Consider the following 15,776-nt stretch of genomic DNA (forward strand, 5'->3'; position numbering starts at 1 on the left):
CGCGCGATCCGCCCCGCATTCGTGTCATTCAGATGTGTTTTGTTCGGTTGATCCTGCGAGAATGTTTCGGAAAGCGTAACCTTTATCGACATAGGAATCAATCGACTCCTGAATCATCGCGAGGTCCGCTTCCGTCAGTTCACGCACGACTTTACCCGGTGAGCCGATGATCAGCGAACGGGGTGGGAAGACTTTTCCTGATGGAATCAACGTGTTCGCCCCGATGATGCATTCTTCACCGATGTCTGCGTGATCAAGAACGGTCGCGCCCATTCCGACGATCGAACGACGTCCGATTTTACAGCCGTGTAAAATCGCGTTATGTCCGACCGTCACTTCATCCTCGATGACGACAGGTGCGCCTTCGTACAGATGAATCGTTGCGTTGTCTTGGATACTGCAGCGTTTGCCGATTGTAATCGGTCCTTCGTCACCGCGTAAGACAGCGTTGAACCAGATGGTAGACTCGGAACCGATCGTGACGTCTCCAATCAGATAAGCGCCAGGAGCGATGAATACATCGGATGCTACGTTCGGATGAATCGATTGATACGGAATCTTCATAACAGAACGACCTCATTTCTAGGATAAGATGAACTACTATTCATTCCCTGTCAGTATATCATGCGGTGGGAGTCGAGAACGGAGGAAAGATATGTTTCCGATTTGTGAGCTATTCAACATTCGTTATCCATTGATCCAAGGAGGGATGGGTAACATTAGTCATGCAGCACTCACGGCAGCGGTGTCGAATGCCGGAGGACTCGGAACGCTTGGGTGCGGTACGTTGTCGGTCGATGAAGTAGCGTCTCGGATTCAGGAGACACGAACCCTGACGGAGCAACCATTTGCCTTGAACATCGCGATTCGTGTATCTCCTTATACGGAAGCACTGATCGATCTCGCGATTGCAGAAAAGATTCCGGTCGTCTCTTTGTCGGCAGGAAATCCGGCACCATACATAGAGCGACTTCAAGCTGCTGGCATCAAAACGATCGCTGTTGTCGCTTCAGTCAAACAGGCAGTAAAGGCAGAACAGGCAGGCGCTGATGTACTCGTAGCGGAGGGAGTTGAAGCGGCAGGTATCAATTCCCCGCTTGAACTGACGACCCTCACTTTGATTCCGCAGCTTGTCGACCGGGTCAAGATTCCGGTTCTTGCAGCGGGTGGGATTGGCGATGGGCGTGGGCTAGCAGCTGTCCTGTTGCTTGGTGCTGCCGGCGTCCAGCTCGGAACACGGTTGATCGCGACGGAAGAGGCGAAGGTTCATTCGGCATACAAGGCGCACTTAATGGATGCGACCGATACCGATACACGCATCATTGGACGTTCCGTCGGATTCGTTCGACGTGTCCTTGATGGTCCTTACGTCGAACAGCTCACAGCCAAGACACCTGCTGCTTTTCTCGATCAGACGAATGAGTCGTATCATATTACAGGCGCTCTTGAAGGCAATGAAGAGAAAGGATATGTCAACGCTGGACTGGTTGCCGGTTTGATTCGTGATGTGCCAACGGTTGCTGAGTTGTTTACGCGCATGATGGAGGAAGCAGAGGAACAGCTGAAGCGGACGACTGCTCGTTTTGCGACATGAACATACAATGATGACCCGTAAACCCGCTTGTGGAAAGCGGGTTTTTCATGTTTTTTTGAAAATGGGACATTTGTCCTTTTCAAGTGAGGCACGAATAAGGTCTACTCTAGTGTAGAGATTAAAGGAGGAGATGACGTGCAAGGAGTCGTGTTTGCTTTGATGAGCGGTCTGTTCATCGCCCTGCAAGGTATATTCAATGCGCGCCTTGCGACAGGCGTCGGACCGTGGTTATCCGTATTGATCGTCCACTTTGTTGGTCTGATGGGTTGTTTAGTCATTTATAGCTTCGTACGAGATCGGAAAATCGGCGGATTCCGTCAGTTACCGTGGATTTATGCGAGCGGTGGTTTGATTGGCGTGCTAGTCGTCGTAACGGAACTCACAGCGATCCAAAAACTCGGCATGACATGGGCGATGTGTTTGTTACTCGTCGCGCAGATTTTATGTGCCTTTCTGATTGATTTAAAAGGATGGTTCGGTGTCTTAAAAAAACAAGGAAATCGTGGTCAGTGGGTTGGTGTGGGTCTCATGCTTGCAGGAGTTGCGATTTTCTCACTTGCCTAAAGGGAGGGAACGAACATGGAAACCGTCATCCAACAATATGGACTGGATACGATTTTAACGGAAGAGACGCGCGCTTGGTTGCGTGAAGAAACCTTCCGAAAAGGAGAACTCCTCTGTACGACCGGTGCAACAATCGACCGGATGTACTTCATCGTCGCAGGCAAGGTCAAGATTTCTGCTGCTTCGTCAGAAGGGAAACAACGGATTTTACGATTCAAAACACCACTGACAGTGATTGGTGACGCCGAGTTCATCAATGAACGAGAAGTGTTGAATACAGTTGAGGCGGTGACCGATGTCGATGTGTTGAGCGTGCCGTATGCGATTTTACGCGAGCACAATACGACGAATGTCTTTCTGCAATTTTTACTACGAACAATTACAGCGAAGTGGTATGCCGATTCGAAATCAGCGTCGCACCACGTACTCTATACGGTCGAGGAGCGATTTGCAGGCTACTTATTATCGATTGCGTCCGAAGCTAGTGACAGTTTGTTTTATCAGGAGATGCGGACGTCGAATCTACATGACGTCGCTGACTGGCTTGGAACGAGTTATCGTCACCTTAACCGGATCATCACGAAGTTGTGTGAGGAAGAGATCCTTGTTCGACGACGTGGCAAGATCATCATCGTCGATTTGGAACGGATTCGCGAGAAAGCGAACGGTAACAGCTATGAGTAAGGAGGAACGAACATGATAATAGGCATTGTGTGTGCCGTATTGGCTGGAATGTTAATCAGTTTGCAGACGGTATTGAATGCTCGGATGAGTGATGCATTCGGCGCATGGGCGACGACGACGCTGGTTTTCTTCGTCGGCTTCATCGGAGCAAGTGTCACGTATGTTCTGTTTCGTGGTGGAACAATCGGACAGATTCAAAACGTATCGCCACTCTATTGGTTCGGTGGACTCGTAGGTGTTGGCGTCGTCTTTTGTGTCATGCGTGGAATTCAATTGCTTGGTCCGTCCGTCGCGATCTCTGTCGTTCTGATTTCGCAGTTAAGCTTTGCCCTCGCTGTCGATACGTTCGGTTGGTTCGGTTTGCCGCAAATCGATTTATCGTTTGGTCAGCTCATCGGTCTCGCTGTCATGGTGTGTGGCATCTTCGTCTTGAAACGGTATCAAGTCGTGGCACCGGAACAACAGGCAAAGGATCAACTAGAACGTGTTTCATGACTTACTTTTTCCATAACAATGAAACAGGTCAGCAAACTAACGTTTACTGACCTGTTTTTATATACATTTTTTTGAATCAGACCGTCGTCGTATCTTTCCATTCCTGCTCGATGAAAGCATCGCGACCAGAAGCAGCACGATCTTTTTTATAGTGTTCTGGATTTTTCTTATGGAAGTCTTGATGGTACTCTTCCGCTGGATAAAATTCAGAAGCGGCATCAATCCGCGTCACGATCGGTTGTTTGAAACGATTGCTTGCAGCAAGGGCGTCACGGGAAGCGATCGCTGCTTCGTGCTGTGCATCCGTATGATAGAAGATCGCTGGTGCGTACTGCGTGCCGCGATCTTGGAATTGACCTTCTGCATCCGTCGGATCCGTTTGTGGCCAGTAGAGTTCGAGCAGACGCTCGTACGGGAATAGGCTCGGATCAAACGTGATTTGGACGACTTCGAGATGTCCCGTCGTTCCTGTTTTGACTTGCTCGTATGTCGGATTGTCGACGTGTCCGCCCATGTAACCTGATACGATTCCCTCGATTCCTGGTAATTCTTCAAACGGTGTCACCATGCACCAAAAACATCCACCTGCAAATGTTGCTTTTTCCATCTGTCTCTTCCTCTCCGTGGGAAATCCCCATTGTATGTCTGACAGCGAGAAAACGAAAACGACTCCTTCGCTTGGTTGCAAAAGGAGTCGCCGCTTTTTATCAACCAAAGCTTTCGCTTTGCTGGTCGTAGCACCTTGCTATGCGCAGGTTGCTGGGACGTCATCGATCCAGATCTCTCGGTCCACTCTTGATAAGGGTATATGAAGTTGATGTCATTCGTTATCATTGTTGTGATGATACCATTCACAAAGAAATAAAGTCAATCCTTAGAATTTAAGGCACGTAAAACCGTCGCTCCGAGTGTCTTCGCACCGATCAACAACGCTTGTTCGTTGATTTCGTACTGCGGATGATGCTGTGGATAGTTGACACGACCGTCCGTATATCCGGAGCCAGTAAAGAAATAACTTCCCGGGACATGTGTTAGATAATGCGCGAAGTCATCTGCAGCCATCATTGGTGTGAGTGCCCGGACGGATGCTTCCGGTAAGAAAGCAGCAGCTTCCTGAACGAGTTTTGTCTCATCCGGGTGATTCCAGAGCGCCGGGTAACCAGTCGTGAAGTCAATCGAATACGAAGCACCGATGCCGGCACACGTCGTCTTAGCGACAAGATCGACTTCTTGCCGGAGCTGATGCCGAAGTGTCTCATTGAACGTTCGGATTTCCCCGACAATGCGTGCCTCACCCGTAACGATATTTGGTGCTGTTCCTGCATGGAAAGAACCGATTGCGAGAACAGCCGGCTCAAACGGATCAACCCGTCGACTAACGAGATGTTGTAAGTTGCAGACGAGTTGCGCTCCAGCGACGAGAGCATCTTTTGTTTTATGCGGTGCCTGGGCATGACCACCTTGACCATGGACGATGATTTCGAATTCGTCGATCGCACACAATGTATGTCCTTCCCGGAACCCGATCGTGCCAACCGGTAAATCATTTTCGAGATGTGTCGCGAAAATTGCATCGACCCCTTCGAGGACGCCGGCTTCGATCATTTGGATTGCTCCACCGGGAAAGACCTCTTCTCCATGCTGGTGGATGATCCGAATCGTTCCTTGCAATTGATCGCGTAACGGATAGAGTGTAGCAGCAAGGGCCATCACGATCGCCGTATGACCATCGTGTCCACATGCATGCATGACACCGGGATGGATCGACCGGAAGGCAAGCGTCGTCTCTTCTTGAAGTGGTAAAGCATCAAAATCGGCACGGACCGCAATCGTCGGACCAGGCTGTTTGCCTTCGATCGTCGCGACGACACCACGACCTCCGACGGCTGTTTGATGAGGGATGCCCTGCTCCGCGTAAAAGTTTGCAATTCGTTCTGGTGTGCGGACTTCCTGGAAAGAGAGTTCCGGGTGTCGATGAAAATCACGACGTAACGCGATCATCGTCGGTTCGAATTGTTCGAGTGCTTCAAAAAGTTGAGTTTGCATGTTCAAGCTCCTTTGACGTGTGTCTTTTCGTGAAAATGGGTACAGATACAGGTAATCACGAAAGGGGATAATGTAACATGGGAGAAATCGTCGTCAATGCTGTACTTACAATCAAAGCTGGACTTGCGGATCAAGTCTTCCCGATTCTACAAACGGTCTATCATGCTTCACAAAAAGAAGAAGGATGCTTACGTTATTCCTTGCACCAATCGATCGAGGATGAGCATCAATTCATGTTGTATGAAGTGTATCGGGACGAAGAAGCGCTTGAAGCGCATATCGCATCCGACCACTATAAAGCCTACCGTGAACAGATCGAATTATACTTGATGGACCGACAAGTGGCGAAATACGTCGAGATGACTTTCTGACGTGTTGCGATAAGAAGAGACGAACCCGTCGAAACCGACGGATTCGTCTTTTTTATTACATCGATTTAAAGCCGAGGAAATGCTCCTGCCAACGCGGTTCATAGATTGAATTGATTTGCAGCTGTGAACCACCCGCATGGATGAAGTGTTCGTTATCAAGCATGATTCCAATATGCGATGGACCGTCTGTATAGGTGTTCTGGAAGAAGACGATATCTGAGCGTTTACCACTTGAGATGCTCGTCCGGCGATTCGTGAAGAACGCACCATACCAGTAGCCACGAACGTTCGTCCGACCACCGTATTTTCCAGCTTGGTTCGTCGCATAGTGAATCAGTCCGGAACAGTCGAAGCCACCGTTTACGGCATCTTGCGAACCCCATGTGTAGGGTGTTCCGATATGCTGGACGGCTGCTTGGATCAGCTTTTCACCACGCGTATTATTCTTTTTGACGACTCGTTTATCGGACGTGATCGTCACGGCGGATACCGGAAGATAGACAGGTGTCCAACCTGATTGGATGACATAGAAATTTCCGACCCGGTGACGCGGATAGACGCGTTTGCCTTGTTCAACAAGTCCACTGCCTTTTGGGCTCGTCGGACTTGCGAAAAAGGATGTCGTCTGTTTGACGGTATAGATTTTCGCCCGGTCGATCGCTTTTTGTGCCAGGCTCATATCGGGTTTACTCGTGCTGATATAAGGGTTGAGGACATAACCGGTTTGACCACTGACTAAGCGGACTTGCCAAAAGTCATCATCAATCGATTTCAAACCGACTAATTTCGTCCCTTTCTTCAAATAAGCGGCCGGACGACTGTAAGCGACGTCGGCAGAGAAGAGGGGAGTTTGATCTAGATGAACATAAAACGTCGTCCCTTTTTTTGCTTTTGCCATCGGTTTGTTCAGTCCGATACGACTCGAATCGACGAAACCAAAGGTATTTTTGTATTTGACACGTGTATAATAACCGCTTTTTCCGTAGATCGAGATCGAGGCACCTTTTTTTAATGTACCGATTTTTTTACCCGACAGTTTTGCCTGCGAACGAATGATGACATCGTCTTCCGTCACGTAGCGTTGACCAGTGACATCATACAGATCCGGTTTTTTCGTGACGAGATCCGTCGTCTTGACGTAACCGTAGACCGATCCTTTTTTCAAGCGTGTGTAACTACCGCTCGTTCCGTAAATCGTCAATTGATCAGCCCGTTTAACAGTATAGACTGTTTTACTGCTCGTCGAAGCCGACGTATAAACAGACAGGTTGCGTTTCGCGTATCGTGTCCCGGTTGATGCATAGACTTTTCCAGTACCGAGATCAGCTGTCTTGACGTAAGCATGAATCCCGCGGAAGATGATTCGACTATAGGCACCGTTCGTCCCGTAAACGGTCAGTAAAGTATTCGTTTGATGTTGCTTTAAGATAGGACTTGAAGATTTGGCATCCGAATAGATGGGTGTAGCGCGCTGAACATATAGGCGTGCGGTCTTCGGATAGTACTTTAGTGTCCCAAGATGTGCCGTCAGCACATAGGCATACTCGTCGTTTCGTTTGATTCGTGTAAATGAACCCTCGATGCCGTACGTTTGAAGCGAAGTATTCACAGGAAGCGATTGTACGACTTTTCCTTTCGTAGTCGCAGTAGCATAGACCGTCGTCTGCTGTTGGACGTAACGCACTCCTGTTTCCGGATGGTTCACGACCGGCGCATCAGCTAAATCAGCCGTCAATACGAAAGCGTGACCCGTTTTAGTCGCCACGCGTGTAAAAGTACCGATCGTACCGAACGTTTCGAATGCTTGATTTTGAGTAACAGCTGTCTTCGCGCTCGTCGTCTTCGGTTCAACGAAGAGAGAAGTCGTTCGTTTGGCATAACGCAGTCCTGTTTCCGGATAATTTTCGACCGGCGCATCAGCTAAATCAGCCGTCAATACGAAGGCGTAACCCGTTTTAGTCGCAACAAGTGTAAAAGTACCCGTCGTACCGAACGTTTCAAATGCTTGATTTTGAACGACGGCTGTCTTCGCGCTCGTCGTCTTCGGTTCAACGAAAAGAGAAGTCGCTCGTTTGGCATAACGCGTTCCAACTAATTTCGGAAGTTGCTCGAGTTGTGTCGTAGAGACGTAGACGTATTGCTCGTCCCATTTCAGACGTGTGAACGTGTCGAAAGTGCCGTATGTATCGATTCGCTGATAGGCGGGAAGTGTCGTCACGACGGTGGAATCAAATGGTGAAGCAACTAATGAGAGTGGACCTTTCGACGTCAGTGTTGCTTGTTTTTGAAAGACAGGTGCTGTTTGCGTCAACGCGTTTGTTGCGACATAAGCAGCGCCTTCTTGCCAACTGACACGGGTAAAGTCACCGTCCGTGCCAAGTGTCTTGAATGTCGTTCCTGCTGGTAGTTGTTGGATGACCGTTGCGGAATCAGCCGTTTGTAGCAACGCAGCATCCTCTTTCAAATAAGCCGTTCCGATCGTCTCGGTGACTGTTTGTGTTTCTGCCGTTGGTTGAGCAGGTGGCGATTCAGCGAAAGCGGGTGCGGGTAAAACCGAGCTCAACATTAACGTTGCGGCAAGTCCAGCAACATGAGCAGTCCATTTTTTCATCAAGAAGTTCACTCCAATTCTTAAAATTTGTCATTATGAATAGTGTAGCATGCGCTTGTTTAAAAATTGATAAAAATCAAAAAAATAGGAGATTGTCCATAAAAAAACGGTATGCCTCGGCACACCGTTTGAAGTCATATGTTAGTTATCTTCTTCGTGATCCACTTGCCATTCCCAGTCGAGCATGCCGTAAATCAAGGAATCGCGCCAGTGGTCTTCGAGATAGACCGTCTCGCGAAGCTGTCCTTCCTTCGTCATGCCGACCTTTTGCAACACGCGTTCGGAAGCGACGTTCCGTGGGTCACACGTTGCCGTGATGCGGTGTAGTTCTAGTTTTTCGAAACCGAATTGGAGAAGGAAAGAGGCGATCGACGTCGCATATCCGTTCCCCCATTCATCAGGCGAGAGGACGTATCCGATTTCGGCGATTTTATTATCAACGTCTGTGATGACGAGTTCACCGGCACCGATGACGACGTCACTTGGAAACGTCACGGCAAAGACATAACGACGTCTTGGTGTCTCGAGTTCACTTTCAAGCGCATCATGTAGGAATTGTTTCGTATCCGTTTCGGTATTCGGTCCCCATGATTGGAATTGACTGACGATGGGTTGTGAGGCATAGGCGTGAACCGCTTCTATATCTTCTGGTGTAAAACGACGAATCCGAAGTTGATCATTGATTTTATAACGCATGCAGCATCCTCCTCTTTCAGATGAAGTCACTTTGATTCTATTTGACAGATGGGGAACGGATTCCTGTTTGACACGGGAAAAAGGGCGTGCTAGGGTGGTTGTATCGAATGGAATAGGGAGTATCCTCTAGGGTTCCGTACGGCTGGACCGAGGGAGGAACATGGACGTTTGTCCATGCAACGGAGGGATAAAAGCCCGGGAGTAAAGCGAATCGTCTCGCTTGCTCCCGGGCTTTTTCATTTGAAATCATCTATTAGGAGGCAATTACTATGGCAAAGTATTGGATCGGGATCATTATCGCAGCGTGTTTTGAAGTCGGTTGGGTCATCGGGTTAAAACATGCGGCAACACCATTCGAATGGGGAGCGACAGTCATCTGTATCATCGTTAGCTTCACCGTATTGATTAAAGCAAGTAACCATTTACCGGTCGGAACGGTCTATGCTGTCTTCGTTGGTCTCGGGACGGCAGGGACGGTCTTGACGGACATCGTGTTGTTCGATCAAGCGGCTTCCGTGATGAAATTAGCATTGATCGCTGTCTTACTCGTTGGCGTCATCGGTCTAAAATTAGTCAGTGGAGAGGAGAAATCAGCATGAGTTGGGTGTATTTAGTCATTGCCGGAATCTTTGAGATGTTTGGTGTCGTCTTGATCAATACATTTAATCAAAATAAGAATGCGAAGAATCTACTGTTGATGGGAACAGGGTTCGGACTCAGTTTTCTATTCTTGACGCTTGCAATGAATGGCTTACCGATGGGAACAGCGTACGCGGTCTGGACAGGAATTGGAGCAGCGGGCGGAGCGATTCTCAGCATGGTGCTTTATAACGAATCAAAAGACTGGAAACGGCTCGTCTGTATCGGTCTTGTCTTAAGTGCGACGATCGGTTTAAAACTTGTCGGCGAATGACCGTTTACATGTCAAACAGATGACGTTTTAACGGAACGCATATTTTTTGGCATATTTTAATGCAAAAGAGGAAATACTCCTTATAGAAGCCACGCATGACAAATCGTGTTAATAAGGGGAGAACATCCATGAAAACGAAACAATATATCGGAACGTTCTATTCAGAAGACGAATTGATCTCAAAAATGGACGAACTACACATTCAAGGACATCGGGAAGAAGACTTTTACGTGATCGTCAAGGAGAAGTCGAATATCGCACTCGTCCGTAGCCAGATGGACGCAGAAATCGCGACAACAAAACCGTCTTGGATGGACCGGATTCGCGGGAACAAAGGTCGTGATCAAGAAGTCGATGATCTGTTCGAGTCACTTGATCTATCAGATAATGAAATCGAACAACGAAAAACGGAAGTCGAAGGTGGGGGCTTTGTTCTGTTACTTGAAGTCCAAGACATCCAGTTCGATCCACATTTAAATACAGACAACACACATCCTGATGTAAAAGTCCGTTATGGTAGTGGAGAAGAAACGCATACGTCATCAGACGCTAATTCTAACGCACAGCTTGGCTCAGGTAATTCGCTTGACGTTGATAAGGATTCAAAGGAAGAGCACGCGGAGATTGATTTGCATCGCGCAGGTACCGATAAGATGCCGCAAGACGAGCAAGCAATCGATCATTCGAAAAAGCTCGATGGAAACCGAGAACCGAATATTGCGATGCGTCGGGATGATGATTTCCGGCGTCCAGAAACAGAATACGAGGAAAAAGAACAGGATGCAACGCAAGACGGTGAAGAACATCGTCAATCCAAACATCAATCGAATGACATTGCCAAGCAAGACCATGGAAATAATTTAGACCGCTAAAATAATAGAATGGAATCACACGTCAGGGTCATAATCGAAGAAGGTACCTTTCGGATAAAATCTGAAAAGTACCTTCTTTTTGTATGGAGATAAAACGAGAATCGTCTCGTTTTATTTATCATCCGGATTTGATCCTGTACGCACATTAGCGTTCAATTGATCAATCGCTTGCATATCAGTGTCTGACAAGCTGAAGTCGAAGACATCGAGATTTTCGCGAATCCGGCTTGGTGTGACGGATTTCGGAATCGCGACGATGTCATGTTGCAAGTGCCAACGGAGAACGACTTGAGCAGGTGTTTTCTGATGACGGTCGGCGATATCGACGATGACCGGATGCGTCAACGCATCGCGTCCTTTCATCAACGGACTCCATGCTTCGACGACGATACCTTGCTTGCGGCAAAAGTCTCGAATCGCTTCTTGGCTAAGAAACGGATGGAGTTCAATCTGATTGACGGCAGGAACAACCGATCCTTCGGCTAAAATTCGTTCCAAGTGAGGAATATGGAAGTTCGAGACACCGATGGCACGCGTCTTCCCTTCTGCATAGAGATGCTCGAGCGCTCGCCATGTCTCGACATAGCGATCTTCTTTAGGCATTGGCCAATGAATCAGATACAAATCAACATAATCAACGCCGAGCTTTTGCAGACTCGTCTCAAAAGCGGCAAGTGTCTCTTCATAGCCATGATCGGAATTCCAGACTTTCGTCGTCAGAAAGATCTCTTCCCGGGGAATACCCGAGTCACGCAGAGCACGACCGACGCCTTCTTCGTTCTCATAAATCATCGCCGTATCGATTGAGCGATACCCGGCGCGAAGCGCTTCGCTGACCGCTTCATATACTTCTTCTTCCGGTACTTTAAAAACACCATATCCGAGTTGGGGCATGCTGATACCGTTATTTAACGTGATCTGTTGCATCGATTCATCGACTCCTTTATAGTAAATTCTTTTCTTGTCTAGTGTACGCGCTCCTCCTATAAAAATCGAATGATTGCCGAAGCGCGTTCTTTTGCGTATACTGAGCGATAACAAATATTAGGAGGCGATTCTGTGATTCGACAAGCTGTTTTACAATACATACATGAGGAACACGCACTCGATCAACTCGAAGAAATAATAGGTAACCGTTCGGCAGTCTTGATTCATGGACGTCAAGCCTACGAAGCAGCTGCTTTTGCTTTACCGGATGTTCCCCGCTTTTTATTTGAAGGACATTGTACGGATCAACAGGTGGCATTCTTCAAACAAGTATGTGCTCCGTATGATGTGATTCTCGCACTCGGAGGTGGGAGTGTCATCGATACGGCAAAACAGGTCGCGTTTCAATTACAACGTCCTGTCATCGTCATTCCGACGATTGTCTCGAACTGTGCCCCGTGGACTCCGCTCAGTGTCATGTATAACGAACAGGGACAGTATATTCGATTTGACATGTTTCCTGTCGTGATTGAAGCTCTTTTACTCGATCATCGTATCATCGCAACGAGTCCGTATGATTATTTTGTCGCCGGACTCGTCGATACGCTAGCAAAATGGTATGAAGCACGTGCCTTGAGTGGGTCTACAGCAAGCGATCCCGTCATCGAGACGGCACTCCGGACAGCTGAGCGATGCAAGGACCTCATTTTGTCGACGAATGTGACAGAAAAACGTTTTCGTGAATATCCAGCTGAAATCCAATACCTCGTCGAGACCGTCATTCCATTAGCCGGAAGCATTGGAGGTTTTGGTGATGCGGCGACACGCGGTGCAATCGGACACGCGGTACATAACGCATTATCTCCTTATCCAGAAACTCATGCGTTCTTACATGGGAGTAAAGTCGGTTACGGGTTACTCGTCCAAGAGAAGCTGCTCGGACATGATGATGATTATATAGAGTTGCGTGACTACCTTCTTGCACAAGAGCAGCCAACGACCCTCACTGATTTCGGAGTTTCGCTCAACATTGTCGAAGCACTTGCTTTTCAAACATCGAAAGAGGAGCTGTGCCGTCTGTTGCGTCCAATCGTATCAGCAGAACAACTAGTCGATGCCATCACACAGAACGAGACAGTGTCCGTTTCGACTTCTTAACCTAAAAATACGCACATGTTCCGAATCAGACGGTCCATGTGCGTATTTTTATTGTGCTTTCGCCAAATGAGCGTAAGGAGTGGGACGACCGAGTAGGTATCCTTGACCAAGATCAAAGCCGAGTTCGCGGCAAAAATCGAGTTCTTCTTGACGTTCGATGCCTTCAGCTAAGATTTGAATCCCCATTTCTCGCGTTAGATAACGGGCTTTTCGTAAGAAAGCTTCGTTTTCTGAGTTCGTATCGCAGTGATCGATGAAGGAACGATCGATCTTAATATAATCCGGTTGAAGCAAGGACAACATATCAAGTGTTGAGAAACCAGCGCCGACATCGTCTAGTGCCACTTGAATGCCTTGCTTTTTATACTGTTCGAAGACGTGTTTCAAATGGTTGACGTCTTCAATTTTTTCCGTTTCGACGACTTCGAAGACAAGCCGACTTGGATCAACTTGATAACGCTCAACGATTTCAAACGTATGGCGCAGGCAGTACTCCGGATTATAGATCGTCGAAGGGAGAAAGTTGATGAACGTTTTTGTTGTGCCACCGATATGATGTGTCGCGCGAATCGCTTCTTCGCGCGCCCGTTGATCAAGCCGAGAATGAAGCCCCATCTTCGATGCTGTTGAGAATAGGACACCTGGTGAGATAGGAGTGTTGTCATCTGCTGCTCGCAGTAATGCTTCATTCGCAACGAGTACATTTTGTTGAATATCATAAATCGGTTGCAAATGGCTCGTCATGACACCGTGTTGGATAAAATCAATTGCTGACCGATGCTTTAGTTGTTCTAGAAGTGCTGAAGCTAGAATGGGTGCTGTCACATAACGCGATTGTGTGGCGCGACAGGATACCGAATAATCCGCTACACGCAAGAGCGATGTTAGTAACTGTTCGAGTTGTTCGAACGATTGATAGGAATAGATTTCTGGTGTTGGTGATTGGATATGGAGTGCTCCAGCTTCGACGAAACGGATTGATGTCGTACATTCGGCGCAAGGATGCCACATAAAAGATGTCCACCTCTCGATACATCAAAAGATGTATTTATTAAATTAGTTAAACTCTTTACCCTGAGAGAAAAAGAAATTAAACCTATTTTTCATAATCATTGACCTCATATAAAAAAGAGAAGGGAACGACGGATGCATTTCCGTACGTTCTCTTCTCTATCGGTCACATGATTTCATTGTGAAGTGTAAAATATCCAGAAAGCGAGATGCAACACAGCTGCAAGTGGCACCAACCATTGAAATTTCGCTTTCCGTGTCTTGTGCCGGACTGTATACATACCGATCCAAGAACCAAGCGCACCACCGAGAAAAGCAATCGTCAATAGTGTCGCTTCCGGTGTCCGGTAAGCATGTTGTCGTGCTCGACGTTTATCCTGCCACATCGAGCCAAATCCGATGAGTGTCAGGAGGATGTAATAGCCTAAGATAATCCTCATGAAAACCGACTCCTTTTCTAACGTTCGGCACCGCCGCCGCCGGAACTTCCGCCACCACCACGACTACCGCCGTTTCCACCACCGCCACCGCGCATGATTGCGGAAAAAATGTTCAAAATTGCAAAGAAGAACATACCGCCAGTGAACTTCATATCGAGGAACAATAAGATCAGTAATCCGGCACCGATCAGAATCTTCGTCCACAGCGGAAGCCCACCATCATTTTGAGATTTCGGAGGGTCTTGCGACTCAAGCGACTGATCTTTTGAAATGACACTGACGACAGCTTTGTATGTTTCGCTTGCTGCTTTTCCATACTGACCATTCTCTTTATAAGGAACCGCGTATTGATCGAGGATACGACCGGCCGTGATATCGGTCAGAACCCCTTCGAGTTTATAACCGACCTCGATCCGAAATTGGCGATTCTTTTCGTTCGGAGCGACGACGACGAGTACACCATTGTCTTTTCCTTTTTGACCGATTCCTTGTCGCCGGAATGTTTCATTGGCGTAAGAACTTAAGTCCTGTCCTTTTAGATCGGGAACCGTCTTCAGCACGACTTGCGCCGTCGTGTACTGTTCGAGTTCCTGACCGAGTTGCGCGAGTTCGGCTTCTTCCGACGGTGTGAGCAACTGAGCATCATCTTGAATGAAAAAGGCTGCTCCCGTTCGTTCTGAAACGGCACTAGCCGTCGGAACGAAGAGGAAGAAGACGAGGAACGCGCTCAACAGAAGTCGCGTCCACCGCCGAATCATTTCGAATCACTGTTAAAGTCGACAGTCGGATTTTCTCGGTCGCTGTCTGAAATTTCGTAATACGGCTTTTTCTCAAATCCGAATGCAGAGGCATAGAGTGCTGTTGGGAAGCTCCGACGTTTTTTGTTATAAAGCGTCACGGCATCGTTGTAATCCTTGCGGGCGATCCCGAGACGATTTTCTGTTCCTTCCAGCGTATCCATCAATGATTGGAATCGTTCGCTTGATTTTAGTTCCGGATAAGTGGTTTGCAAAGCAATCAATCCACGAAGCGAAGACGTGACTTGTTGATCGGCTTCAATCCGTTGTTCGGTTGACGCGGCGCGCGCAAGACCAGCTTGAGCTTCAGCGACTTTGCCGTATACTTTTTCTTCTTGACCCGCGACACCTTTGACCGTTTCGACGAGGTTCGGAATTAAATCCGCACGACGCTTGATCTGGTTATCGACTTGCGACCATTTATTCGATACATCTTCTTCTACATTGACGAGGCTGTTGTATTGGCCGATTGCTAAAAACGCAATCACGACGACGACAACGACTCCGATGATTAATGGGAGTTTTGATCGACTCCGACTTCTGCTTGCCATGTGGCATTCACTCCTTTAGTTATGTCTCATCCCTATATACCCTTAA

19 protein-coding genes and 1 riboswitch are annotated in these 15,776 nt (G+C 47.8%); of the genes, 9 read left to right on the top strand and 10 right to left on the bottom strand.

The genetic code is table 11. From position 1 onward, the window contains the following. Positions 1-24: 24 nt before the first annotated feature. Positions 25-564, bottom strand: a complete 540-nt coding sequence (locus B2U10_RS05320; protein ID WP_290747965.1) for a gamma carbonic anhydrase family protein — start codon at positions 562-564, stop codon at positions 25-27. 91 nt (positions 565-655) lie between these two features. Between B2U10_RS05320 and B2U10_RS05325 the strand changes: the two genes are divergently transcribed. The 4 genes from B2U10_RS05325 to B2U10_RS05340 all read left to right on the top strand — a co-directional run bounded on the left by B2U10_RS05325 (position 656) and on the right by B2U10_RS05340 (position 3,337). After that, the gene (locus B2U10_RS05325) at positions 656-1,594 is read left to right on the top strand and encodes an NAD(P)H-dependent flavin oxidoreductase (RefSeq protein WP_290786177.1); all 939 of its coding nucleotides are present in this window, start codon (positions 656-658) and stop codon (positions 1,592-1,594) included. 135 nt (positions 1,595-1,729) lie between these two features. Then, positions 1,730-2,158 (top strand): DMT family transporter, encoded by a 429-nt coding sequence (locus B2U10_RS05330; RefSeq protein ID WP_035411027.1) that lies wholly within the window; start codon positions 1,730-1,732, stop codon positions 2,156-2,158. A 15-nt stretch (positions 2,159-2,173) separates the two neighbouring features. Further along, positions 2,174-2,842 (top strand): Crp/Fnr family transcriptional regulator, encoded by a 669-nt coding sequence (locus B2U10_RS05335; protein WP_035399014.1) that lies wholly within the window; start codon positions 2,174-2,176, stop codon positions 2,840-2,842. A gap of 12 nt (positions 2,843-2,854) precedes the next feature. Then, a complete protein-coding gene (locus B2U10_RS05340; protein ID WP_214748566.1) occupies positions 2,855-3,337 on the top strand; it encodes a DMT family transporter in 483 nt (160 codons plus the stop codon). A gap of 76 nt (positions 3,338-3,413) precedes the next feature. Here B2U10_RS05340 and msrA read toward each other — a convergent pair whose 3' ends face one another. Together msrA and B2U10_RS05350 are read right to left on the bottom strand one after the other, a co-directional pair. After that, positions 3,414-3,944, bottom strand: coding sequence for a peptide-methionine (S)-S-oxide reductase MsrA (gene msrA / locus B2U10_RS05345; RefSeq protein WP_023467010.1), 531 nt, complete (start codon positions 3,942-3,944; stop codon positions 3,414-3,416). A 94-nt stretch (positions 3,945-4,038) separates the two neighbouring features. Next, positions 4,039-4,142: riboswitch (SAM riboswitch) on the bottom strand. 62 nt (positions 4,143-4,204) lie between these two features. Further along, a complete protein-coding gene (locus B2U10_RS05350) occupies positions 4,205-5,383 on the bottom strand; it encodes a M20 metallopeptidase family protein (protein WP_290786180.1) in 1,179 nt (392 codons plus the stop codon). 77 nt (positions 5,384-5,460) lie between these two features. On the opposite strand from B2U10_RS05350, the gene B2U10_RS05355 reads away from it, so the two are divergent. Next, complete coding sequence (locus B2U10_RS05355; protein ID WP_035411012.1) at positions 5,461-5,754, top strand: putative quinol monooxygenase; 294 nt, start codon at positions 5,461-5,463, stop codon at positions 5,752-5,754. Positions 5,755-5,809: 55 nt separating this feature from the next. Here B2U10_RS05355 and B2U10_RS05360 read toward each other — a convergent pair whose 3' ends face one another. Together B2U10_RS05360 and B2U10_RS05365 are read right to left on the bottom strand one after the other, a co-directional pair. Beyond that, positions 5,810-8,365 carry an SH3 domain-containing C40 family peptidase gene (locus B2U10_RS05360; RefSeq protein ID WP_290786183.1) on the bottom strand — a complete coding sequence of 852 codons (2,556 nt, stop codon included), beginning with the start codon at positions 8,363-8,365 and terminating at the stop codon, positions 5,810-5,812. A gap of 141 nt (positions 8,366-8,506) precedes the next feature. After that, positions 8,507-9,061: a GNAT family N-acetyltransferase gene (locus tag B2U10_RS05365; protein WP_290755774.1), complete on the bottom strand. Its 555-nt coding sequence runs from the start codon at positions 9,059-9,061 to the stop codon at positions 8,507-8,509. A gap of 269 nt (positions 9,062-9,330) precedes the next feature. Between B2U10_RS05365 and B2U10_RS05370 the strand changes: the two genes are divergently transcribed. The 3 genes from B2U10_RS05370 to B2U10_RS05380 all read left to right on the top strand — a co-directional run bounded on the left by B2U10_RS05370 (position 9,331) and on the right by B2U10_RS05380 (position 10,846). Beyond that, positions 9,331-9,660: a DMT family transporter gene (locus B2U10_RS05370; protein WP_035411006.1), complete on the top strand. Its 330-nt coding sequence runs from the start codon at positions 9,331-9,333 to the stop codon at positions 9,658-9,660. Continuing rightward, positions 9,657-9,974, top strand: coding sequence for a DMT family transporter (locus B2U10_RS05375; protein WP_035411003.1), 318 nt, complete (start codon positions 9,657-9,659; stop codon positions 9,972-9,974). Before B2U10_RS05370 ends, B2U10_RS05375 begins: the two co-directional genes overlap by 4 nt. Positions 9,975-10,102: 128 nt before the next feature. Beyond that, a complete protein-coding gene (locus B2U10_RS05380) occupies positions 10,103-10,846 on the top strand; it encodes a general stress protein (RefSeq protein ID WP_056063752.1) in 744 nt (247 codons plus the stop codon). Positions 10,847-10,957: 111 nt separating this feature from the next. Here the strand turns inward: B2U10_RS05380 and B2U10_RS05385 are convergent, their stop codons facing one another. Then, entirely contained in the window at positions 10,958-11,773 is an 816-nt protein-coding gene (locus tag B2U10_RS05385) for an aldo/keto reductase (RefSeq protein WP_056063749.1), read from the bottom strand. A gap of 132 nt (positions 11,774-11,905) precedes the next feature. On the opposite strand from B2U10_RS05385, the gene B2U10_RS05390 reads away from it, so the two are divergent. Next, a complete protein-coding gene (locus tag B2U10_RS05390) occupies positions 11,906-12,931 on the top strand; it encodes an iron-containing alcohol dehydrogenase family protein (protein WP_290786186.1) in 1,026 nt (341 codons plus the stop codon). Positions 12,932-12,979: 48 nt separating this feature from the next. Here B2U10_RS05390 and B2U10_RS05395 read toward each other — a convergent pair whose 3' ends face one another. The 4 genes from B2U10_RS05395 to B2U10_RS05410 all read right to left on the bottom strand — a co-directional run bounded on the left by B2U10_RS05395 (position 12,980) and on the right by B2U10_RS05410 (position 15,730). After that, positions 12,980-13,942, bottom strand: coding sequence for an EAL domain-containing protein (locus B2U10_RS05395; protein WP_290747937.1), 963 nt, complete (start codon positions 13,940-13,942; stop codon positions 12,980-12,982). A gap of 176 nt (positions 13,943-14,118) precedes the next feature. After that, positions 14,119-14,382: a DUF1294 domain-containing protein gene (locus B2U10_RS05400; protein ID WP_035410989.1), complete on the bottom strand. Its 264-nt coding sequence runs from the start codon at positions 14,380-14,382 to the stop codon at positions 14,119-14,121. Positions 14,383-14,399: 17 nt separating this feature from the next. After that, positions 14,400-15,140, bottom strand: coding sequence for a TPM domain-containing protein (locus tag B2U10_RS05405; RefSeq protein WP_035410986.1), 741 nt, complete (start codon positions 15,138-15,140; stop codon positions 14,400-14,402). Further along, a complete protein-coding gene (locus B2U10_RS05410; protein WP_290786189.1) occupies positions 15,137-15,730 on the bottom strand; it encodes a LemA family protein in 594 nt (197 codons plus the stop codon). The genes B2U10_RS05405 and B2U10_RS05410 overlap by 4 nt, the downstream gene beginning before the upstream one ends. Between the last annotated feature and the right edge of the window lie 46 nt (positions 15,731-15,776).

Source organism: Exiguobacterium sp. UBA7533 (assembly GCF_002479335.1).
GTDB lineage: Bacteria > Bacillota > Bacilli > Exiguobacteriales > Exiguobacteriaceae > Exiguobacterium_A.